This window comes from Streptomyces sp. NPDC052012 (genome assembly GCF_040689265.1).
Classification (GTDB): Bacteria; Actinomycetota; Actinomycetes; order Streptomycetales; family Streptomycetaceae; genus Streptomyces.
The window spans coordinates 14,386-36,121 of sequence record NZ_JBFAXA010000034.1; the positions used below are offsets into that span (position 1 = coordinate 14,386).

The window sequence follows — 21,736 nt, forward strand, 5'->3', positions numbered from 1 at the left end:
CGTTAACGTAGCAGCGGTGCTCCGCCTGGGGCTTTGTCACCGACGGAAACCGCGAGAGCCAAGCGGTCTTCCGGTGCAAAGCCCCAGGCTGCGGACACCGCGACCATGCCGACGTGAACGCCGCGAAGAACATCAAGGCCGCAGGACATGCGGTCTCAGCCTGTGGAGACCTCGGTACCAGCCGGTCCGTGAAGCAGGAACCCGTAAGCCGGGCGACCGGCCGAACCCCGTCACAGGGGGATCCCCGGGCTTCAGCCCGGGGAGGAAGTGGCCTACCGGACAGGCGATCCGCCGCATGCTCCCCGACGTGCTCCAGCAGCCGGACGGCATCGCCGCCTGTGGAAAGGATCTCGTTCAGTCCAGGCCCCATCGTGGGCGACTACTACAGTTCTGGATTGAGCTCCCCGTATCCCGGGGAACGGATCAGCACATCGCATGCACCCCTGGCTTGGGTGATGCCCTGCGCGCGCCTGCGGCTGGGCAGTCGCCGCCGCGGGTGTCCCATCCGTCCCTGGTCTAGGACTGGTTCCTGATGCTTCCGCCGCGGTCACCGGTGCGGAACGTATCGCGCCGGGAGAGGCGGCCGACATCCCCTTCTCCATCCGTGAGCAGACGGCCGGGGTGAGGGGCAGGGACACCGCTGCCCCTGAGCCGGGGTCAGTGGTGATGCCTGTCGACTGCCCGGAAGCTGCCGACAAGCGCGAACGGCACCACGGCTCCATCGAAAACGACTGTTCCGGGGATTGCGTTGCTGGAGTCTCCGCGCCCGATAGTCGCAATTGCAGCACCGTTGTCGCACGTAATCCCGCTGAAGAATTCTACCCTACGGTCAGTTTCGTTCCGGACGTTGAAACTGGTCGCCGGACTACTGATTACAGCGATGCACTCACCCCCCTCGACCGAATACGTTCGCTCGTTGACATAGACCCGTCCGCGATCGTCCGAACGGTCGCCGTACCTCCTCTGCCCGTTCCCTCCCGTCTGCCCGTTCCCTCCCGCCTGGCCGTCGCCGCCCGTCTGGCCGAATCCTCCCACGTCTCCTCCTTGAGGCGCGGAGGCAGCAGCCTCTTGCACCGACGGGGCGGACGCGGAATTTGAAGCCGCCGCATAGTCCACGGTGGTTACAGCCACGACGGTGACGCCCACCGACAATGCGATCCCGACCACGGTGCGCGTTCGCATTCCGCTTCTCCCTCTCGCAGGCATTTCGCTTCTCCATCTCTCAGGGATGCCAGCCGATCCGGCCGCCTACGAATGAACCTACTCACGCCGAATTCTGTCGCCACTTCAGAAATCCATGAGGGGCACAAGAGAGGGGCCGATCGGGCGTTCAAGAGTCCGGAAACGGGGCATGTGACGGATCGTCACAAAAGCGAGAGAGAAAGCGACTTGGCTACAAGGCTGGGCCATAAGGGGGACACCACTGACACCCCGTCACACTTCTGCGCGCGTGTCGGGCATTGACAATGCTCCGCACGACAAGGACGCCACTCTCGGACATCGGGATCTGACCTGGTCAGCGCCTCACAGCAGGAAGCCTAGCGGGCGCACACGCTCGCCAGGGGACAGACTTGCCGAAGCCCGCGGCACAAGGACCGGAACGCGACCGGTTCAGACACGCCCACCGCAGCCGCAGCAAGGGCAAGGCCAGCGACCAGGGCCATGGCACCCCAGGGTGGCCGGCGACAAGACACAGAGCAGGCCGTGACCGTCACCGACACCCGCCACTACGGCAGAGCGACCACGCGATGCCGGTGAAATCCAGGGTGCCGCCGTGCCCGGTGAAGACATGCACGTCCCAGACGTCCCTTCGGCGTTCCGACTCCGGGGTTGCCCCCAGTCGGGTCAGCCAGACCAGCATTGTCCGTACCACGCTGCGCGTCGCCTTGGTGTGGACGAGCGTCTCGAACTTCGCCGGTCGGCGAACACCTCCAGACTAGGTGCGCCGTCAGCCCGCAGCCGGTCGTACAGCGGAGGCAGGAAGTGGTCCCAGGTCTTGGAGCCCTCCTCGGTGCGGGCCCGCAGGCCTGGCAGTAGCGGGCCCGTGCGTACTAGCGCTGCCGCCAGCGGGCGGCCCTTTTTGAGGGCGCCGCGTACCGCCGAGGCCGCTGACTCCAGCGCCTCAGGCTCAAGCTCCTTGCGGCGGGGCGGTCGTGCGGGGGGGGGGCTTCCCCTGCGCGCGAGGGGAGTCCTTGCGCGCCGGGGTCGGCTGCTTTCGATCCAGGCATTGGTCTTGCGCCGCTCGCTGCCCGATAGGGAGCTGCCGGCTGCGCTGGCAGCTGCAGTCAGCTGTGTGATCAGTCGGCATTCGTCGGCGGCGGATAGGTCGGATGCGCTGTTGAGGTAGACGAGGATGCTGCGGACTTCCCGTAGCGCCGCTCGGCGTTGGCGACGCTCCTGGCGTGCGCCGGTGAGTGGTGTTCCAGTGTCTCCTTCGGGGACTGCGGCCTGCGCGGCGGCTGCGGCTTGGGTACCTCGCGTGGTGGGCTGGGCCGTTTGGGTTGGGGGCGGGGACGCAGGCGCGGGGGAGGGGGAATGTGAACCCCCATCAGGTGTGCTCTCGTGGAGCTTCAGAGGGGTGACGGCAGTAGTTGATGGCGCCGGCGGCGAACACGGTCGGTGTTCGCCGCCGTTGCCGTGCGCCTGTGCGTGATTCAGGTGTCGTTGAGGTCAGGCTGCCTGCCGTCGGGGCGGGGAGGCGCGGGCTCGTGTTGCCGCACCGTGGGGCGGCTTTCGGTGACTGGCGGTGCCGTGGCCGTCAGGTTGCTGTCTCGTTGGCTGCTGTCAGGGCGATGTCTGCCTGGCGCGGAAGGTGTGCCGGTAGGCCGTGGGTGACACTCCGATGGCGGCGGCCAGGTGCTGGCGCAGTGATGCCCCGGTGCCGAGTCCAGCTCGGGCGGCGATGGCGTCCACGGTCAGGTCGGTGGTCTCCAGGAGCCGGCGGGCGTGGTCGAGGCGCTGCTGGGCGAGCCACTGTCCCGGTGTCATGGCTACTTCGTTGTGGAAGTGCCGGGTGAGCGTGCGCACGCTCATGCCCGCGTGCGCGGCCATGTCGGACAGTGAAAGGGGCTCGTGCAGCCGCTCCAGCGCCCAAATGCGGGTTCGTGAGGTGGGGCTCTGTGACGGTTCGGGCATCGGGCGTTCGATGTACTGCGCCTGCCCTCCTTCGCGCCACGGTGGTACGACACACATCCGCGCCACCCGATTGGCGATCTCGCTGCCGTGGTCACGGCGGACCAGGTGGAGGCACAGGTCCACCCCGGCGGCGACCCCGGCAGCGGTGAGCACCCGGCCGTCGTCGACGAAGAGCACGTCAGCGTCGACCTTCACCTTGGGAAAGGCACGCTTGAAGCGTGGTGCCTCATTCCAGTGCGTGGTGGCCGGGCGGCCGTCCAGCAGGCCGGCCGCGGCCAGCACGTACGAGGCGGTGCAGATGGACATGATGCGGGCGTCGGGCCGGATTCGGCCCAACGCCTCGGCGAGAGGGTCGGGCAGCCACTCCCGCTCCTCGTCGGGGCCGCAGGTGAACGGAGGAATCACCACGGTGTCCGCGCTGTGAAGGGCCTCGCTGTCGTACTGGACCGTGATGGCGAAGTCGGCGCTCGTGATCACAGGGCGTCCGTCGAGGCTGCAGGTGAGGACCTCGTACAGCGGCTCGCCCTGCTGGCCGGCCGCGGTGCCGAAGATCCGGACGGGGATGGTCATTTCGAACGGATAGACGCCCTCGAGGGCGAGTACGACCACACGATGCATGACCACATTCTTTCGACCTGTGTCCACATGGTCACTCGCGGGGTTCCCGCACCCACCGGCAGCCTTGATCGCAGTCGGCCCCACCGGGGCTGTTGTGTTGAGGAGAACCCACGATGACCACACCCCAGTTGGACGCCGACGCAGCGTACGCGGGCCCCGCGCCGCGGCACAGTGAGCGGCTGTGCCGGCCCTCCGGTATCCGTTCGCTGCAGCTCGGCGACACGAAGGTGACCTACGTGCCGGACGGCGCGGTGCAGCTCACGCCGCGAGGCTGGCTGCCGGACACCACCGACGACACCTGGGCCGGCCACCCCGAGTACCTGGACGAGACCGGGAACCTCGCCGCGGGGATCGGCGGACTGCTGGTGGAGCGCGGCGAGCGGGCACTGCTGATCGACGCCGGCTTCGGGCCGCAGTCGTTGCCCGCCGAACCCGGCAACGCGCACGGCGCCATCCACGGGGGCGCCCTCCTGGACAACCTCGCCGCCGTGGGCCGGGCGCCGCAGGACATCGAGGCGGTGGCCTTCACCCACCTGCACATCGACCACCTGGGCTGGGCCTGGCACCCCGCGCCCGGCACCGACCGTCGCGTCTTCTCCCGGGCCGACTACCTGGTGGCTGAGCCCGAGTGGGCCCAGCGGCAGCTCCTGCAGGCACACGGCACCACCGGCGACATGCTCGAGGCGCTGGCGCCCCATGTGCGTACCGTGACGGACGGCCAGGAGATCTTCCCCGGCCTGCGGGTCCGGTTCGTCCCCGGCCACACGCCCGGTCATGCCGCGTACGTCCTGTCCGTCGGCGGGCAGCGGCTGATCGCCTTCGGCGACGCCATGCACTCGCCGATCCAGGTCGCTCACCCCGAATGGTCCGCGGCTCCCGACCACGATCGCGCCCGGGCAGCCGACTTCCGCCGCCGCCTGATCGCCGAGCTCGCCGAGCCCGGCACCGTCGGCTTCGGCATCCATTTCGCCGACGTGGTCTTCGGACAGGTACGCCAGGGTGAGAACGGCCGTCCCGTCTGGCAGCCGGTCGACACCTGGCCCGGAAGTGCGGCGTGACCGTCACGCGTGCCTGCGAGCCGATCACTCCGCTCCCGCGCCCGCACCCGCGGCACTGGCCGTCGGTCACCGCAGCGGCGCTGACCGCGACCGTGACCGTCATGCCCGGCTTCGTCGTCGGAGCGCTGGCTCCGGTGATCGAGACCGGCCTCGGAATGTCCCGCAGCGCGCTGGGGCTTGCGCTGAGCTCCTTCTACGCCGCCACCGCGCTGGGCTCTCCGGTCGCCAAGCGTGTCGCCGCACGACTGCCGGTGCATGTCGTCCTGGCGACCGCGGCCCTGATCGCCGCTGCCGTCATGCTGGCGGCCGCGCAGGCAGAGGGGATGGCCTCGCTGACGACAGCGCTGGTCGTAGGCGGTCTGGGCAATGCTCTCGTACAGCCGGCGGCCGGCCGGTTGATCGCCACACGGACGCCGGCACACAGGCGTTCGCTGGCCGCGGGCATCGTGGGCGCCGCACTGGCGGCGGCCACGCTCGTGCCCGGTCTGCTCGTCGCCCTGGTAGTCCCGGCGTACGGATGGCGCACCGCCCTGCTGACCGCCGGCCTCATCGCGCTGATCCCGGTGGCGCTCACTCCACTGGCCCGGTCACCGCACCGGCCCCAGCCGGCCCCGCCGGCGACCGCCGCCCCGCGTCGGGTCGGGGGAACGCTGGCGTGGTGGTCTGTTGCCGCCGCACTGTCGGCGGCCGGCAACAACGCGGTCGCCACCTACTTCGTTCAGCTCGGTACCGATTCCGGGCTGCCCGCCGTGGCCACCGGCAACCTGCTGGCGCTGAGTGCGCTCCTCGCCATCGCCATCCGTATCGCGGCGGGGGCCCTCACCGACCGCGCCCCGCGCCGCAATCCCGCGGTGATCGCCTCGATGATGCTCGCCGGAGGCCTCGGCCTCGCCCTGATCTCCGCCGGCACTCCGGTGTCGTTCGTCCTCGGCGCGATACTGGCCTTCTCCGCCGGCTGGGGCTGGACCGGCCTGCTGCTCGCCACAGCGCTGCAGTTGGTCCCCGACAGTGCGGAGCACGCCGGACACACCGTCCAGGTCGGCATCTACACCGGCGCGACCATCGCTCCCTTCGCCTTCGCGACCCTGTCCGGCGCCGTCGGCCACGCTCCCGCTGCCCTCGTCTGCGCGGCAGCCGCCTTCGCCGGAGCCGGGGCCGTCGTAACGGGAGCCCTGCTCCTGCGGGGCCGGCCCGGGAGGTGACCCGGCAACCGCCGTCCTGGGATGTGACCCGGCAGCCGCTTCGAGCGCGCCCATCGGCGCCGCCTGGGCCACCCGGACCGACAGGGTCCGCAGCGCCTTGTGCGCCCCGCGGCCACGGCGGCGGCCGCGTCTGGAGGAGCGGTGGCAGGCTGCAAGGCGGGTGTTCCGCAACGGCGTGCCACTTCTACGGTGCATCTCGCCTGTGCCCACTGGTGGAGGTGAGGCGTGCTGACGAGCGCTACCGCGGTCCAGGAGTTCTCAAAGCGTGGATTTCCTCTGCTTCCTCTTGCGCGAACTGGACCCGCGGGCAGCGCAAGGCCAGTCCGTGGCCGCCAACGTTTCGTGGGCCGCCCCGTTCGTGGAGACGGTGCGCGACGGCCTCGGGGACGAAGGCTTCGCCAGCCGGGCCGCTCCGGGGCACCTCCGCGCGCCCGCCCACCTTCGACGCCGAGATGCACACCCCACGCTACGTGGTGGAGCGATGCATCAACCGGTTCAAGCAGTGGCGCGGCCTGGCCATGTGAACGGGCAAGCCGGCCATCGCCTCCAGGCCGCATTCCACCTTGCCGCCCCCCTTGTCCGGCACTCGGCGGCAGCGACTGCGGGGATGATTCACTTGCTGCACAGCTTGGGGCTGCCGGGAAGGGCGTGGAAGAGCCAGGATTTCGCGTCGTGCTAACGGAGTCGGGGGGCCGGAGGACGGAGGCGATCCGTGCGATCCGAACCCTCACCGGCCTCAGCCTTTGGAACAGCAAGCTCCTGCTGGAGAGTGCGCCCCTAGCGGTCACAGAACCCGACTGGCTCGAAGGCGCCCAGGACGCAGCCGGTGTCCTTGAGGCCGTAGGCGCGCACGCGGCAGTGGTCTGCGGCTGGTGCGACCGCACCGTCACGCCAGGGGCTGGTCCGCTCGACCCGCACCTGTGCAGTGGGCCGTGGCCTGCCGAGGCCTGTCGAGTGAGTTGTCCGCCTTCAACCGACTGGGTACGGGAAGTGATGACGGACTCACAGCCAAATCTGAGAGACGCGCTCTAGGGTCCGTCTTCAAACGGATCTTGCCCAGAGCAGGAACGATGCGAGGGTGACCGCCGCTTCGTAGGAAGTTGCGGTCTTCTCGTATCTCGTGGCGATCCTGCGGAAGCCCTTGAGCCGGTTGAAGCAGCGCTCGATCACGTTGCGCCGCCGATAGGTCTCCCGGTCGAACCCTGGCGGTCGCCCGCCGCGGCAACCGCGCCTCAGCCGGTGCCGTCGCTGGTCGGTCTTCTCCGGGATGGTGTGCGCAATGCCGCGTTTTCGCAGGTAGGCGCGGAATCCGCGGGAGCTGTAAGCCTTGTCTGCGATGACCTGGTCGGGCCTGCACCGAGGTCGGCCCAGGCCGGTGCGGGGGACACGGATCCGTTCGAGCAAAGGGCGTGCGCAGACACTGTCGTGGCGTTGGCCGGGCGTCACCAGGATCGCGAGCGGGCGGCCCTTGCCGTCGCAGGCGAGGTGGATTTTGGTGGTCAGTCCGCCGCGGGATCGGCCGAGGGCGTGATCGTCCGGTTCGTCCGGCTGATGCCGCCCCCTTTTCGGCCGGTGGCGGCGGCGTGCTGATGAGCACGGACGATGGTGGAGTCGATCTGGACCAGAGGAGCTGTACAGCGACACCGCGAGCAAGCTGTCCGACGGCACGGGCCGAATCTGCGACGCCATGACCGGCTGCCCGGAGTACCAGGTCCTCGTCGGCAGCACCGCAATCGACATCAGCACGCAGAACGTGACCCCGCCCCAGCTCGGCGACGAGCAGTGGGGCCAGGTCCTCACCTTCACCGCCGATGGACGCGACACCGTGGTGAAGCAAACCGCGATCCGCGACGGCAGCGCATGCCGCGCGGCAGGCCCCGGCCGACGATCCGGCGCTGCTCCATTCCGCGGGCGGTCACACGCCGGGCCTCCAGGGCCTCGGCCGCGCCCGGCCCGCCTGCTTCTACGACGCGCAGCAGAGTCCTGGGGTCATGCCGGATACAGATCGTCACTATCCCCGCTCTCATCGCTCGCTCCCATCTAATCCAGGGGCGACTTCGACGCGGGTTCCACCCTCGGCTCCGGGCCGGCGGTCTCCGAGGCGGGCCGGACGAAGCAGTCCAGGTCGATGCGGCGAACCGTGATGTCGGTCCCCATGCGGTCATGCTGTCAGCCTGCCGGGGCCGCCCCGGCCGGTCTGCAGAGGGCAGACTCACGCGCGCCACCGAGTGGATGCGCGCGGGGCGCACGCCCGGCTCCAGCGCCCCCTGCGCGCGCCCTGTTCGCGGCGGGGGGTTCATGCCACTCTGTGCCCTGATACGGCACGCACCGTCGGGTTCGTACGCGCCTTTTCTGGGGGACGGATGGCTCGGCACAGTGACCCACGACTGGATCCCGGTGTCGCGGCTCTGGTCCTCAAGACAGGCGACTACCGGCTCCACCACGGAGGGCTCGGAGCCATCCGCTCGCTCGGCCGGGCTGGCGTCCCGGTCTACGGCGTGCACGAGGACCCCTTCACGCCCGCCGCGCTCTCGGCGTATCTGCACGGCGGTTTCGTGTGGCGCACCGGGGACCAGTACGACTACCAGCACCAGCTCCTGGACGGCATCGGCCGGGTCGCCGAGCGGATCGGGGGCCCCTGTGTGGTCGTCCCCACGGACGACCACACCGCCGTCTTCCTCAACGAACGGGCGGACCGTCTGCCCGAGAAGCTCCTCGTCCCGGACTGCCGCCCCGGACTCGCCCTCGACCTCGTCAACAAGCGGCGCTGCGCACAGATCGCTGAGCAGGCTGATTTTCCCATGCCGCGCACCCGCGTCCAGCGGTGCCCCGCGCCCGAGGGCGACCTGGCCGACGTAGAACTCCCGGTGGTGGTCAAGCGTGCCGTCCGGGCGCTGCTCCCGGACGGTTCGCGCACGTACAGCACCCTGATCGCGCGAACCCGCGCGGAGCTGCGCGCGGCCACGACGGAGCCGGGCCCGGAGTACGAGGTGCTGCTCCAGGAGCTCGTGCCGGGCCGGCCCGGCGACGACTGGCTCTTCCACGCCTACTGCGACACCGACTCCGTCAGCCTGGTCTCCTTCACCGGCCGCAAGCTGCGCTCGTACCCCGCGTACGCGGGCGAGACGGCCTGCGCGCGCTCCGAGGACAACCCCGAACTGCGGGAGCGGGCCGAGCGCTTCCTGAAGGCGGTCGGCTTCAGCGGGGTCGTCAGCATGGATGTGCGCTACGACCGCCGCGACCGCAGCTACCGGGTACTGGACGTCAACCCGCGCGCGGGGGCGGGGTTCCGCATGTTCGAGAACATCCACGGCGTCGACGTGGTGCGGGCGCTCCACCTCGACCTCAGCGGGCGCCCCGTCCCGAGAGGTCCCCAGCTGGACGGTCGTACCTACGTCGTGGAGAACTACGACCTCAGGACGCGGCGCACCTATGCGAAGGAGCAGGGGCTGACCCGGCGCGCGGTGCTGCGTGGCCTGCGCACGGCGGACGAGCGGGCGTGGTTGACTGCTGACGACCTCGTACCCGCCGCCGCCCTCGCACTGCGCGGCCTGCTGCCGCCGCGGTGGCTGGAGCGAGGGCCCACGACCCTTCACTACTTCTCGGGACGCGCCTCCCGGCCGTCCTGGTACCCGTGGCCATGGAGGCAGCATGGAGATCCGCCCGCTCGTCGACTTCCTCGCACCGTTCCTCGCACCGCTGCTCGAAGGAGCGGGCCGGGCGACAGCCGCCGCCGCGGGTGAGGCCTGGGACCACGCCGTCCGGCTGTGGGGGCGGCTCGCGGACCGGGTCCGTTCCCGCCCGGCCGCCCTGGAGGCCGTCCAGGACGTCGCCGAGGCACCCGACAGCACCGGCGCGCGTGACGCCCTGGCCTGGCAGCTGGAGAAGCTGCTCAACGCCGACGCCGAGCTGCGCGAGGAGCTCAGCGCGCTGTGGAGCCAGGCCACGGCGGCCGGCGTCACCGTCACCAACGTGACCGCGAGCGGCACCCGCTCCATCGCCGTCGGCCGCGATGTCAGCGGCGGCAGCGTCAGCACCGGCGACACGGCCTCGCCGCGGCGGGACCCGGATGAGTGACCTCGGGCCGGCGCTGCGGGCGGTGGCCGCGACCGGCGACCGGAGCATCGCCCTCGGCGGCGACGCGATCAACAGCCTGCTGGTCACCGGCGACAACAACACGTTCTTCGTCGGCCAGTACGCCCGCCTCCAGGACGCCTACCTCAGTCCCGCACAGCTCCACCGCGAGCTGGAGCTGAACCGGTTCACCGGCCGCGGCTGGCTGCTCGCCCAGCTGGACGCGGCCATCGCCCGGCACGACCGCGGCTACGTTCTGATCGAGGCCGAGGCGGGCATGGGCAAGACCACGTTCGTCGCCTGGCTGGCCCGCGAACGCGGCTATGTGCATCACTTCGTACGGCTGATGCCGGACCCCGACGACTCGGGTGCGGCGCTGCGCAATCTGAGCGCCCAGCTGATCCGGGCCTGGGACCTGGAGACCTACGCCACCGGTGGCGTCTTGCCGCCCACCGCGGACCGGCCCGAGTTCCTGGCCGAGCTGCTGGAGGCCGCCGCCGCCCGCAGAGACGCGCTGCATCCGGGCGAGCCGATCGTGCTCGTCGTCGACGGCCTCAACGAGACGACGCCCGCGGCCGGCCAGAACCCGCTGGGCCTGCCGGCACGGCTGCCCTCGGGCGTGTTCGTGGTCACCACACAGCGGCCCGTGCACATCCCGTTCCGGATCGACGTCCCCAGGGAGATCATGCGCATCGACCCGGAGAGCGAGGAGAACCGCGACGACGCACGCGCCTACCTGGAGGGGCGCGGCGAGAGCGACCCGCTGCGCGGCATCCTGGAGCGCGACGGTATCCCGCAGAGCCGGTTCGTGGACACGCTCCTGGCCAAGTCCGAGGGCGTGTGGGTCTATCTGCACTACGTCATCGCCGAGATCGCCGCCGAGCGGCTCGCCCCGGACCGCATCGACCGGCTGCCCACCGGTCTGTGGCACTACTACGCCCAGTACTGGTACGACTGGCAGCGGCGTCACGAGGAGCGCTGGCACGAGCTCGACCTGCCGGTGCTGTCCGTGATCGCGGCCGCGGCCGAGCCGCTGTCGGCCCGGCTGATCGCCGAGCTGGCGGGGACGGCGCACACCGGCACCGTGGAGGACCTGCTCGACAACGACTGGCGTCCTTTCCTGCACGCCGACGAGAGCGGTGAGGACGTCCTCTACCGCACCTTCCACGACAGCCTCGGCGAGTTCCTGCGCGGCGACGTCGCCACGGAGGAACTGACCACCGCCGAGCGGTCGTTGGCCCGCCGTCTGGCCCGCGCCACCCGCCAGGCGCACGCGCGCACGGCCGAGCGCTACCTCACGGCGTGGGGAGGGCTCGCCGACGGCCTGCCCGGGCTCGCCGAGCCCGGACCGGAACGGCTCGACGGAGGCTACGGCCTGCGCCATGTCGTCGATCACCTCGTCGGCGCGGACCGGCAGGACGATCTGCACACGCTGCTGACCCTCTCCCTCGACGAGGGACCGCGCCCCGCCAACCTGTGGTTCACGGTCCATCGGCGGGCCGGCGAGATCGCCGCCTACCGCCGGGACGTCAACGTCGCCCGCAACGCCGTCCGGCTCGGAACCCAACCGCTGTCCTGGATGCTCCAGTTGCGCTACGTCCTGATCACCTGCTCGCTCAACAGCCAGGCGGAGGCGACGCCGCCCGCGCTGTGGTCGCTGCTGGTGCGCCACGGCAGGATGTCGGTGGCCGAGGCGCTGACCCAGGCCCGGGAGATCCCCACCGCGGAGGACCGGGCCGAGGCACTGACCAGCCTGATCGACGAAGTGCCCGCGGAGCTGCGAGAGGACGTCGAGCGCGAGGCCATGGCCGCCGTCCGCTCGGTGCCCGACGAATTCTGGCGGGTGGGCGAACTGTGGCGGCTGTACCACCATGTCTCGGCCGAGCGGCAGGGCGAACTGCTGTCGGTGGTACGGTCGTTGGCCGATCCCTACTTCCAGGTGGTCGCGCTGCGGCTGCTCGGGGTCCAGGAGGGCATGCCGACGATGTCGATGCCCCGGGAGGGGCACGGCCACGAGGAGAATTTGGAGTCGCCGTCCGGCATGGCGGCCAGTGCCGCGTTCATCGAGGACTACCGGCGCCGCCGTCATCAGGCGGCGGCGCGACTGGGCCAGGCGGGTTTCTCCACCGGCGGCTCCGCCCCGCACGAGAGCGACGATCCGGCCGCCCGCTACTGGCGCGCGCATCTGCTGACCCTCGCGGCCGTCGACGCGTCCGGGAACGAGGCTGCGCGGCTCGTGGAGGCGGCCTACGAGCTCGGCACGGCCATCGACGACCGCCGTGAGGGCACGCTCGCCTGGGCGTCACTGGCCTCGATGCTCCGGTGGACGTCCGGCGGCCGGGCCGTCGACACGCTCGCCGACCGGATACCCGCCCCCGCGCATCGGCTGGCCCTGCTGATCGCCGTCCTGGCCACGGCCACCGAGCCGGACCTGCGGGAGGCCGCACACCGCGGGGCGCTAGCCGCCCTCGCCGCGATGCCGGACGACACGACCCGCTCGGCCGTCCTCACCGACCTCGCCCCCACCCTGGCCCGGTGCGATGCGGAACGCGTCATCCGGCTCACTGACGCGGTGGACGACGTACCGGCCCGTGTCGGCGCGCTGCTGGCGGCCGCCGACTGCGCTGACAGCGCCGAGGCGGAGCGCTTCGCCCGGAGCGTGGCCGCACTGCTCGCCGCCGCGGACCGACCGCCCGGCTGGGTTGCCCTGCTGGCACGGGCGGCGTCGCACCTGCCCGCCGATGCCCTCGACGAGGCGGCCGCACTCACGCTGTCCATCCCGCAGGACGAACTGCGCTGGGCCGCCCGCTGCGCCCTGGGAACGCGGTTGTGCGCGCTGGGCCGTACCGAGCAGGCGGGCGAACTCGCCGACTCGGTGGGCGGACTGTGGCAGGGCGATCTGCTGTACGCGCTGGCCGACGCGCATCTGGAGCAGGGGCGGGCGGAGACGGCCCTGGAGCTCGCCGCACGAATCCCCTACCGGACCCGGCACGCGGAGATCCTCGCCCGGGCGCTGCCCGCGCAGGACACGGGGCGACTGCTCGCCGAGGTGCACGAGCTCACCGCGGGCCTCGACGCCTCCTCACAGGTCTCCGTCCTGGCCCGCGCGGCGGCCGCGGGGTCGCCGTCCGCACGGACCGGCCTGTGCGAGCAGGCCCTGACCCTCGCGCAGGGCATCGAGGACTACTACGAACGGTCCGTCGCCCTGTGCCGGGTGACCGAAGCCCTCGTGACCTGCGGGGACATCGCCCGGGCGAGTGAGGTCTGCGCGGACATCCCCCTCGACCTGCTGCGCGCCGACGCCCTCACCGCCGTACTGCGCGGCGAGGCCCCACGCGTCCCGGCCCTGCTCGCCGAGCAGATCGCCCAGCTCGCCGACCGCCCCGCTCGGGCCCGGGTCCGCGCCACGGCCCTGCACCGGGCCCTGCGTGACACCCCGGCGGGCACCGGCGAGCGAACGGCGCTCGCCCTGCTGTACGAGTCGGCGCTCGACGACCTCGCCGCCGGTCCGCGCGAGCGGCTCTTCGCGAGCCTGCCCGACCTGCTGGAGGCCTTGGCCGAACATGACGGCCCCGCGGCGCTGCGCACTCTGGCGGAGGATCTCGCCGACATCCAGAGCTGGTGGCCATGACCGTCACGACCCCTGCGAGGAGCGCGTGTTCGAGCTCGTCCTGCACCACCGTTACGACCGTCCCGGTGCCGAGGACCTCTCGGGGCACCGCAACCACGGCTACGGCGCACCCCGGCGGGGAGCCGGCAGCGCACAGGGCGCGGGCGCCGCGCTGTTCGACGGAGCGACCGACCGCGTGTTCGTGCCGCCCTCACCCACGCTCACCCGGCCGGGGGGCCTGCGCGCCGACCTGACCGTGTACCTGGAGGAGTACGGACACCGGCGCACCCTGCTGGAGGGCTACCTGTCCTTCGCCTTCGGTGTGGAGGGCAACGGCGCGCTCGGCGCCAGCATCTACCGCAGCATGGAGTGGGGCGGCATCCAGAGCCGTCCTCATCTCGTGCCTCTCGGCCGATGGGTCCACGTGACGTTCGTGTACACCGACGACGGTGCCATGGCGCTCGTGATGGACGGCGAACTGGTGGCCGAGGGCTACCGTCGACTGGGCACGGCGCAGGGCGTCTACTGGCCGTTCGGTCTGAACATCGGCGCCTGGCCCGACGGCGACCAGCGCATGTGGAAGGGCCGGATCGAGGAGGTCATGCTGTGGCGGACCACGCCGGACCGCACCGAGGCGTCCCCGTGACGACGGCGGGCGCCGACGGCCCGCGCCTGGGCGACTACGCGCCGCGCAGTCGGCTGCGCGTCCCCGTCACCCGCGTCGAGCGGGCGAGCGTCCCGGCGGTCGACGCGCACGCCCATCTCGGCCGATGGCTCACCGGCGACTGGGCGGTTCGGGACCCACGGGCACTCCTCGCGACGATGGACCGCTGCAACATCCGTGCCGTGGTCAATCTGGACGGCAGGTGGGGCGCGGAACTGCGGGACAACCTGGACCGCTACGACCGGGCCTTCCCGGGCAGGTTCGTCACGTTCTGCCACGCCGACTGGTCCCGGCTGCGCACGGCACCGGGCGAGCGGGCCGGCGCTCTGCTCGCGGACGACCTCGAAGCGGCCGTGGCGGCCGGCGCACGCGGCCTGAAGGTCTGGAAGGACCTGGGCCTGTCCGTCCGGGACGGCGCGGGGCGCCTGGTCCTGCCCGACGACGCCCGCCTGTGGCCGCTGTGGCGCCGGGCGGGCGAGCTGGGTGTGCCCGTCGCCGTGCACACCGCCGACCCCATGGCCTTCTTCGACCCGCCGGACGTCTCCAACGAACGCCTCGAAGAGCTGCTGGAGCACCCGGAGTGGTCGTATGCCGGAAAGGGCCTGCCCACCTTCGAACGGCTCATCGCCGCGCTGGAGAACGTGATCCGCGCGCACCCCGGCACCACCTTCATAGGCGTGCACGCCGGATGCTGCGCCGAGGATCTCTCCGTGGTCGACCGCATGCTCGCCACCTGCCCCAACTACCGCATCGACATCTCCGCGCGGCTCGCCGAGCTCGGCCGCCAGCCGCGCCGCACCAGGGCGCTCCTGCTCCGTCACCGGGGCAGAGTGCTGTTCGGCACCGATGAGATCCCGCCCCGTGAGGCCGCGTACCGGATGCACTTCAGGTTCCTGGAGACCGAGGACGAGCATTTCCCCCACACCGAAGAGCATCCGCCGTTGCGCGGCCGCTGGATGATCTCGGGGCTGGGCCTTCCGCCGGACGTCCTGGAAGAGATCTACGCCGGTACCGCGCGCCACGTCATCCCGGGGCTCTGAGGCCAGAGGCGAGGAGGCACAGTGCACCTGCGCGACACCGTCCTGATCCTCAACCACCGTTTCGTCCCCGACGAACCCGACGCCCCGTTCCTCTACGGCGTCGTCCAGCATGCCCTCAGGGCCGCGGACATCCTCCAACGCGGCGGTGGGCAGGCCGCGTTCGTGCTCTACCGGCGCCGCGACGAGCTGTCTCGGCCCCGGCTGAGCCGCACGCGTGTCCTCGGCCGCCATCCGGCGGTCACGGTGGAGTTCCACTACGGCATGGCGGAGGCGGACGTGACCGACGCCTTCCGCGCGGCGATCGGGCAGGCCGTCGAGGCACGGCGTGAGACCTCACCCGTCGCCTATTACCAGACGTCGGCCGTACTGCCTTACGCGCCACCGGAGTTCGACTCGCTGGTCACGCATCACTCGCCGTTCGTCGGGCACGTGGCCGAGGCGATCGGCTGGCCGGCGGCACGGCTGGCCTTCGACTGGGACCACGCCAAGGCGCGGCACCTGCACGACGTCCAGCAGCGCGGCCTGGACGTGGTGCGGCGCCGGGAGGCCGTCGTGTGCGCCGAAATATCGCCGCTGCAGGTGCGGCGGCTGCGCGCCGAGGGGATACCGGCCGGGCGGGTCACCGCGCTCGCCCAGCCGCTGGACGGCGCGCTGGGCCGCGCGCCCCTGCCGGCCGAACTCGGCGCTCTTCGCGAGGAGTCCGGCCTGGTGGCGGTGACCGCGGTGTCGCGGCTGGACCACTTCAAGAACGTCGAGCTCTTCGTGGACGGCTGCCGCGTCGCGATCGAGAACGGGCATCTGGGGAGGGCCGTGGTGATCGGCGGCTTCCCGCAGGACGCGGAGCGGGAACGGCTCAGGGCCCGACTCCCGCGGGAACTACGCGAGGCGTTCGTGTTCACCCCGCGCATGAGCCGGGACACTCTGGTGGGCCGCGTCTTCCCCTCGCTCGCGGGCAACGGGGTGTTCGTCTGCTCCTCCCGGTTCGACCTGGTGCCCTACACGGCGCTGGAGGCCACGCGCTCCGGCCTGTGCACCCTCGCCCCGGCGCTGGCCGGCGTGGGCGTGCAGGAGATGCTTCCCGAGGCGTACCGCTTCCAGGCCACCCCCGCCGGTCTGGCCGACTGTCTCAAACGGCTGGCCCACGACCCCTCGGGGATCAGGGACTTCGCCGCCACGAGCGCCGGCATCAGGCGCGCCACCAGCGACGAGGCGTTCCTGGCCGGCTTTCGCGACGCGTGCGGACGCTTTCAGCGCACCCGGAGCTCGGGCTTGTAGAGGTCGAGCCAGACGTCGAGGTTGAGGACGTCCTCGATGCCGTTGCGGACCGCGGCGGGCAGGGCGGCCGGGGCGGTGCGCACCGCCCCGGCCAGCCAGCGGGGGGCGACGAGGTCGAAGACCGGCCGGCCGGGCTCGCGGAGCAGCTGCGCCGCGGCCTCTTGGAGCAGGCGTGTGTGGCGGGGCGCGCGCAGGGTGGGGTAGGCGCTCTTGCGGCGGCGGAGCACCGACTCCGGCAGCAGGTCGCGGCCGACCGCTCGCAGCAGACTCTTCTCCCGGCCGTCATGGCACTTCAGCCGCCAGGGTGTGTTGTGCACGTACTCCACGAGCCGGTGGTCGCAGTACGGCACGCGCACCTCCAGACCGACGGCCATGCTCAGGCGGTCCTTGCGCTCCAGCAGGACCCGCAGCATCCGCGTCAGGTGCAGATGACTCGACACCCGCATGCGCCGCTCCAGTGCGCTGTCGTCCGGCAGGTGCTCCACCTCGGCGACGGCGCTCGCGTACAGGTCGCGCAGGTAGGCATCGAACTCGAGCGACCGGGACAGTTCCGGGCGCAGGGCCGAGCGCAGTTGGCCGTAGTCGTCGAGGCCGGCGATCCACGGGAAGTCGGCCGTCCGCTGGAGCCGCGGGTCGTGGTTCCAGTGGTAGCCGCCGAAGAGTTCGTCGGCGGACTCGCCCGACAGCGCCACGGTGCAGCGGCGGCGGATCTCCCGGAAGAGCAGGTACATGGAGCGGTCGCGGTCCTGTGAGCCGGGCGGCAGGTCGTACACGGCCACGGTCTCCCGCCGCAGATCCGGTCCCGCGATCTCGTCGGCGTCCAGCAGGACCTCCGTGTGGTGCGTGGACAGCTGCTTGACGACCTCGCGGACGAACGGGGCGTCGGCGTCGGGGCGTTCGCGGTCGTCGACGGACATGCCGGTGTGGTCGGCGAAGTCGACCGAGTACGTGGTGACGGCCTCGCCCGAGGCACCCGGTCGAGTCGCGGCAAGCGCGGTCATCGTGCTGGAGTCCAGGCCTCCGGAGAGCAGCATGCACACCGGCACGTCCGCGATCAGCTGGCGGTGCACGCTGTCCCGCAGCAGGTCCCCGATCGTGTCGACCGTCTCCCGCGTGCCGTCGCGGTGTTCGCGGGTGGTGAGGCGCCAGTAGTGCCGGGTGCGCGGGCCGTCCCGGTCCACGGTGACCACGGCGCCCGGCGGGACGTGCCGCAGGCCCGCCCATACGGGCAGGTCGAGGCTGAGGCTGTGCGCGATCATCTCGCGCAGCCCGTCGGTGTCGAGCACGGGGCGGGCCAGTGGGTGGGCGAAGACGGATTTGGCCTCGGAGCCGAAGAGCAGGCCGTCGGAGGTGGGCCAGTAGTACAGCGGCTTGATGCCCAGCCGGTCCCGCACCAGCACGAGACGCTCCACTCTGGCGTCCCACACCGCGAACGCGTACATCCCGTTCAGCCGCTCCACGACGTCCAGGCCCCAGGCGAGATAGCCCGCGAGCACCACCTCGGTGTCGCAGCTGGTGCGGAACCGGTGTCCGGCGGCGGAGAGTTCGGCGCGCAGCTCGGCGAAGTTGTACGTCTCACCGCTGTAGGTCAGGGCGACCGGACCGTGCGGTGTCGGTGCCACGAGAGGCTGGCCCCCGTGCTGCGGATCGAGCACCGCCAGCCGGTGATGGCCGAGGGCGGCGTGTCCCGCCGTCCACACACCGCTGCCGTCCGGGCCGCGTCTGCTCAGCGTGTCCGTCATCGCCGTGACGACGGGCCGCTCCTCGGTCAGGTCGCGGTCGAACGACACCCATCCGGTGATACCGCACATCGCAGCTCCGTCGGCAGGATTCAGTAACCGAGGTAATGCTTCCGGACGGTTCGGTAGGCGTCGGTGACCTGCCGGTCAAGCCCGAGTTCGAGACTCACCCCGTCCAGCGACATACGGGGGAAAAGGCAGCCCGCGCACGGGCGTTCGGCGTCCCGGGCGAGCCGCCCGCGTCCGTCGAGGATCCACTCCGCCATCTCCGAGGCGCCCAGGTCCCAGAACTGGCGCGGGTGGGTGACGGTGCCGGCGTTCCAGAAGCAGCCGGGATGCCCTCCGGCGTGGCGCTTGCCCGGAGCCGGGCGGCCCCATCCGATCTGCACGCAACGGCCCGAGCCACGGCGGGAGTAGCACGTCCACACCCCGGCTCCGCCGACCCGGTCCGCGACTTCGGCCGTGTCGGCGTCCATGTCGAGCAGGCTGAGCAGCAGCAGCCAGTACGGAAGCCGGGGTGCCAGGTTCCAGCGGGGTACGCCACCGAGGTGACGGGTGACGTGACAGTCCAGCGCCACCTCCACGACGTCGCGGAGCCGGGCCAGGTCTTCCTCGCCGAGGGCGCCCTGCTCGCCGAGGAAGGCGGACTGGACGGGATACGGATTGAGGATCGCGCCCGGCACATGGGCGCCGATCCGGTCCAGCAACTGCGCGGCGAAGGCCAGGTTGTCCGGGTGCAGGACGATGTTGAAGAGCAGCGGGGGCAGCGGTTCGCGTTCGGCCAGCTTGCAGATCTGTACGGCTTCGACGGCCTTGCGGCGCTGCCCGTGGGCCGCCGGAACGGAGCGCCACAGTCGCGCCAGGGCGTCGGGGTCGAGGGCGAACCACTCGTCCAGTTCGTCCGGCGAGCCGAAGTCGTCGGCGCTCACGGCGAGCACATCGGGCGGCATGCGCAGCAGTCGGGCACGGAATTCCGGGTCCCGGACGATACGGCGGCCGGTGGTGGTCAGGTGCGTCTCCATGCCCGCGTCGCGCAGGCCCTCGATGATCTCCACACAGCCCGGATGCAGCTCCGGACTTCCCCCGAAGAGGTTCACGGAGATGTGCCGGCTGCGCAGAGCCGCCTCGAACTCGGGGCGCAGGTGGCCGGGCACGGACTCCTCGCGGAAGTACGCGGGAAGGTCGTCGCGCAGGAAGTCCTGCTGCGCGGCACGGATACCGTCGGCCGTGGTCAGCAGCCCCTGGACCAGCAGTTCGGCGGGAGCGACATCGCGTGAGCCGACGCCGGGGTTGAGCGACAGGGAGGCCGGGCAGGTGTAGTGGCCTCCCGTCGGGCGGCCTCGCACCGACTGGGTGCAGTTGTGGTCGCAGAGGGTCACCTCCGCGTCCTCGCCGTCCTTGCCGCGCCGTGTGACGGCGTTGATGTCGATCTGGACAACAGAGAACGCCGACGCCACCAGCCCGAGCCTGCGCACGAAGTCACCGGCTGCCCGGCCGGGCCCCGGACGTGGCACCAGCGGAAGAGGGTGGGCCGAGGCCACGGAACGGGAAAGGATCGCGCCGTCGTGCATGAGGTCGCTCCCTCGTGCTCGGCTCCAGTCGCTCCATTGTCCGCCCCGCCTACGCCGTCGGCCATCCAGGAATCGGCCCTTTCCCCGACCGGACGCAGCCACGTGCCGGTGCCCTCAAGGGGCCCTGCGTGATCGGCAGCCTGGTCGCGAGGCTCCGGGGCGGTGGTCAGGTGCCGCCCCGGAGCCGTCGGGGGGCCCGTCAGATGACGAGCGGTGCGGTGAGGCGGATGTCGGCGACGGAGCGGGCTCGGGACCCCAGGGATCAGCCACACCCTGAGGCTTCCGTCAGCATGCGCCCAGGACGAGTACGGACGGAAATCCTGGCGTTTTCTTAACGCCCGCCTGTACGGACGGGGGCGGTGGTCTCGCGGAGGCGGGGGATTCAGCGGCCCGTCACGCGCCGGCTGCAACGAGCGCCGTGCGGCCGCTCAGTTGCATGGAGAACTCGTCGGTGACCCGCTGGAGTGCCTCCTCCGCTGCCGGTGCGACCGCCAGTGTGCCGTCGTCGTTCGCGACGATGTCCTTGTCGAGGGTGAACCACCCCTGAACGACGTGGCCCGCGCCCATGGAGCTGAGGACGGGCCGCAGGGCGTAGTCGATGGCTAGGACGTGCGCGGTGGTTCCGCCAGCGGCCGGCGGCAGCACCGTCTTGCCCGCGAGGGCGTACTGGGGGAGCAGATCGAGCAGCGACTTCAGCAGGCCGGAGTAGGCGGCCTTGAGACGGGGGTGCCGATCACGATGCCGTCCGCCTCCTCGAACAGCACCGCCGTGCCGCTGATCACCGGGTGCCGGAAGTCCGCTCCGAGCAACGCCTCGGCGGGCAGGGTGCGGACGTCCAGGGGGATCACCTTGTGGCCGTGGGCCGTCAGACGGCGGCCCAGGTGGCGCAGGAGGCGTGCGGTGCGTGACGTGGCGGAGGGGCTTCCGGAGACGGACAGGATGACAGCCATGGCGGACCTTTCCGGGTCGGGTTGGGATGTCAGGGGTTCGGGGAGGCGGCGGCTAGGCCGGTGACCGGCGGGCGGCCTGTCACCATGCGCTCGATTGCGCAGAACCAAGCGGCCGAGGACGTCGCCACCCGCTGGCGAAGGGAAGCGGCAACCCTCGCGGCCCGCATGGTTGTCGCCACTGCAGACGAAGCAGCAGCCCTAGCGGGGGACAACGGCGTCCCCCTGCCGGCCATTAGCAGAACCGTGGGTCCCGACGTCCACCCGACGCTTGCGTCGGACAAGCGCACCGTGGTCTGGGCCACCGAAGAGACGACCGGTTGTTGGTCCGTCACCCATGTCTCGCCGACCACCGTGATCGCTCGCCTGCCCAGGCTCGCGGTTGAGGGCGCGCGTGCCTCATTGAGGTGCGTCAGCTGGTACGCGCTGCCTTGCCGGCCGATCCTTCGGCTGCAAGCGTTCGCATCGGGCAGCTCCTCGACGAACGCGACACCGAGCAGCGCGTGCTGCGCGATGTCCTGCAGCAGCTTCAGGAAGGCAATGCCGAGTTGCCGAAGAGCTGCATGGCAGGCTGAGGGACCGCAATGGACGGCCTTGCTCAGAGCCGCCCGGCGACTGCATCAGTGGTCCCCATGCCATCTCCCCCCCCACACAGGAAGACCTCTCTCGTGAAGAAGTACACCTATGCCCTCCCGTTGCGCTGGGCCGACGCGAACGCTGGACTACCGCGCTCCTCTGTCGTACCGCGAGGAACCCGTTGACGTGCACGTCAGGGTCGTCACCTGCCGGGGGGGCGAGGCTGG

General features: G+C 71.3%; 13 protein-coding genes and 6 pseudogenes. 13 read left to right on the plus strand and 6 right to left on the minus strand.

What is annotated here, in order from left to right; translation table 11 throughout:
• Nucleotides 1-23 precede the first annotated feature (23 nt).
• Nucleotides 24-533, plus strand: a pseudogene (locus tag AB0412_RS33155) (hypothetical protein); the annotation flags it as partial.
• Between the two features lie 2,251 nt (nt 534-2,784).
• On the opposite strand, the gene AB0412_RS33160 reads toward AB0412_RS33155, so the two are convergent.
• Nucleotides 2,785-3,753, minus strand: a complete 969-nt coding sequence (locus AB0412_RS33160; protein WP_366406313.1) for a helix-turn-helix domain-containing protein — start codon at nt 3,751-3,753, stop codon at nt 2,785-2,787.
• A gap of 113 nt (nt 3,754-3,866) precedes the next feature.
• Here AB0412_RS33160 and AB0412_RS33165 point away from each other — a divergent pair, with 113 nt between their 5' ends.
• From AB0412_RS33165 to AB0412_RS33180, 4 genes and pseudogenes are all read left to right on the plus strand, one after another.
• Nucleotides 3,867-4,811, plus strand: coding sequence for an MBL fold metallo-hydrolase (locus AB0412_RS33165; protein ID WP_366406314.1), 945 nt, complete (start codon nt 3,867-3,869; stop codon nt 4,809-4,811).
• On the plus strand, nt 4,808-6,013 hold the full coding sequence (locus tag AB0412_RS33170; RefSeq protein ID WP_366406315.1) for an MFS transporter: 1,206 nt from the start codon (nt 4,808-4,810) through the stop codon (nt 6,011-6,013). The genes AB0412_RS33165 and AB0412_RS33170 overlap by 4 nt, the downstream gene beginning before the upstream one ends.
• 384 nt (nt 6,014-6,397) lie before the next feature.
• Nucleotides 6,398-6,534 (plus strand): annotated as a pseudogene (locus AB0412_RS33175) (IS5/IS1182 family transposase); the annotation flags it as partial.
• A 151-nt stretch (nt 6,535-6,685) separates the two neighbouring features.
• Nucleotides 6,686-7,045 carry a ribosomal protein L7/L12 gene (locus AB0412_RS33180; protein WP_366406366.1) on the plus strand — a complete coding sequence of 120 codons (360 nt, stop codon included), beginning with the start codon at nt 6,686-6,688 and terminating at the stop codon, nt 7,043-7,045.
• 9 nt (nt 7,046-7,054) lie between these two features.
• On the opposite strand, the pseudogene AB0412_RS33185 reads toward AB0412_RS33180, so the two are convergent.
• Nucleotides 7,055-7,635 (minus strand): annotated as a pseudogene (locus AB0412_RS33185) (IS5 family transposase); the annotation flags it as partial.
• Between the two features lie 2 nt (nt 7,636-7,637).
• Between AB0412_RS33185 and AB0412_RS33190 the strand changes: the two are divergent.
• A pseudogene (locus AB0412_RS33190) lies at nt 7,638-7,871 on the plus strand (hypothetical protein); the annotation flags it as partial.
• A gap of 206 nt (nt 7,872-8,077) precedes the next feature.
• Here the strand turns inward: AB0412_RS33190 and AB0412_RS33195 are convergent.
• Nucleotides 8,078-8,170: pseudogene (locus AB0412_RS33195) on the minus strand (N-acyl homoserine lactonase family protein); the annotation flags it as partial.
• 206 nt (nt 8,171-8,376) lie between these two features.
• On the opposite strand from AB0412_RS33195, the gene AB0412_RS33200 reads away from it, so the two are divergent.
• From AB0412_RS33200 to AB0412_RS33225, 6 genes are read left to right on the plus strand one after another with little or no spacing between them, the layout of a single operon-like run.
• On the plus strand, nt 8,377-9,756 hold the full coding sequence (locus tag AB0412_RS33200) for an ATP-grasp domain-containing protein (RefSeq protein WP_366406316.1): 1,380 nt from the start codon (nt 8,377-8,379) through the stop codon (nt 9,754-9,756).
• Nucleotides 9,665-10,090 (plus strand): hypothetical protein, encoded by a 426-nt coding sequence (locus tag AB0412_RS33205; RefSeq protein ID WP_366406317.1) that lies wholly within the window; start codon nt 9,665-9,667, stop codon nt 10,088-10,090. Before AB0412_RS33200 ends, AB0412_RS33205 begins: the two co-directional genes overlap by 92 nt.
• Nucleotides 10,083-13,718 (plus strand): hypothetical protein, encoded by a 3,636-nt coding sequence (locus AB0412_RS33210; RefSeq protein WP_366406318.1) that lies wholly within the window; start codon nt 10,083-10,085, stop codon nt 13,716-13,718. The genes AB0412_RS33205 and AB0412_RS33210 overlap by 8 nt, the downstream gene beginning before the upstream one ends.
• 25 nt (nt 13,719-13,743) lie before the next feature.
• A complete protein-coding gene (locus AB0412_RS33215) occupies nt 13,744-14,343 on the plus strand; it encodes a LamG-like jellyroll fold domain-containing protein (protein WP_366406319.1) in 600 nt (199 codons plus the stop codon).
• Entirely contained in the window at nt 14,304-15,401 is a 1,098-nt protein-coding gene (locus tag AB0412_RS33220; RefSeq protein WP_366406320.1) for an amidohydrolase family protein, read from the plus strand. Before AB0412_RS33215 ends, AB0412_RS33220 begins: the two co-directional genes overlap by 40 nt.
• Before the next feature lie 21 nt (nt 15,402-15,422).
• Nucleotides 15,423-16,676: a hypothetical protein gene (locus tag AB0412_RS33225; protein WP_366406321.1), complete on the plus strand. Its 1,254-nt coding sequence runs from the start codon at nt 15,423-15,425 to the stop codon at nt 16,674-16,676.
• On the opposite strand, the gene asnB is transcribed toward AB0412_RS33225, so the two are convergent.
• The 3 genes and pseudogenes from asnB to ssuE form a co-directional block, all read right to left on the minus strand.
• A complete protein-coding gene (gene asnB, locus AB0412_RS33230; RefSeq protein ID WP_366406322.1) occupies nt 16,649-18,487 on the minus strand; it encodes an asparagine synthase (glutamine-hydrolyzing) in 1,839 nt (612 codons plus the stop codon). The genes AB0412_RS33225 and asnB overlap by 28 nt on opposite strands.
• 20 nt (nt 18,488-18,507) lie before the next feature.
• Nucleotides 18,508-19,986 (minus strand): radical SAM protein, encoded by a 1,479-nt coding sequence (locus AB0412_RS33235; RefSeq protein ID WP_366406323.1) that lies wholly within the window; start codon nt 19,984-19,986, stop codon nt 18,508-18,510.
• A gap of 393 nt (nt 19,987-20,379) precedes the next feature.
• Nucleotides 20,380-20,936 (minus strand): annotated as a pseudogene (gene ssuE, locus AB0412_RS33240) (NADPH-dependent FMN reductase).
• A 404-nt stretch (nt 20,937-21,340) separates the two neighbouring features.
• Here ssuE and AB0412_RS33245 point away from each other — a divergent pair.
• Entirely contained in the window at nt 21,341-21,508 is a 168-nt protein-coding gene (locus AB0412_RS33245; RefSeq protein WP_366406324.1) for a hypothetical protein, read from the plus strand.
• The last annotated feature ends 228 nt before the right edge of the window (nt 21,509-21,736 follow it).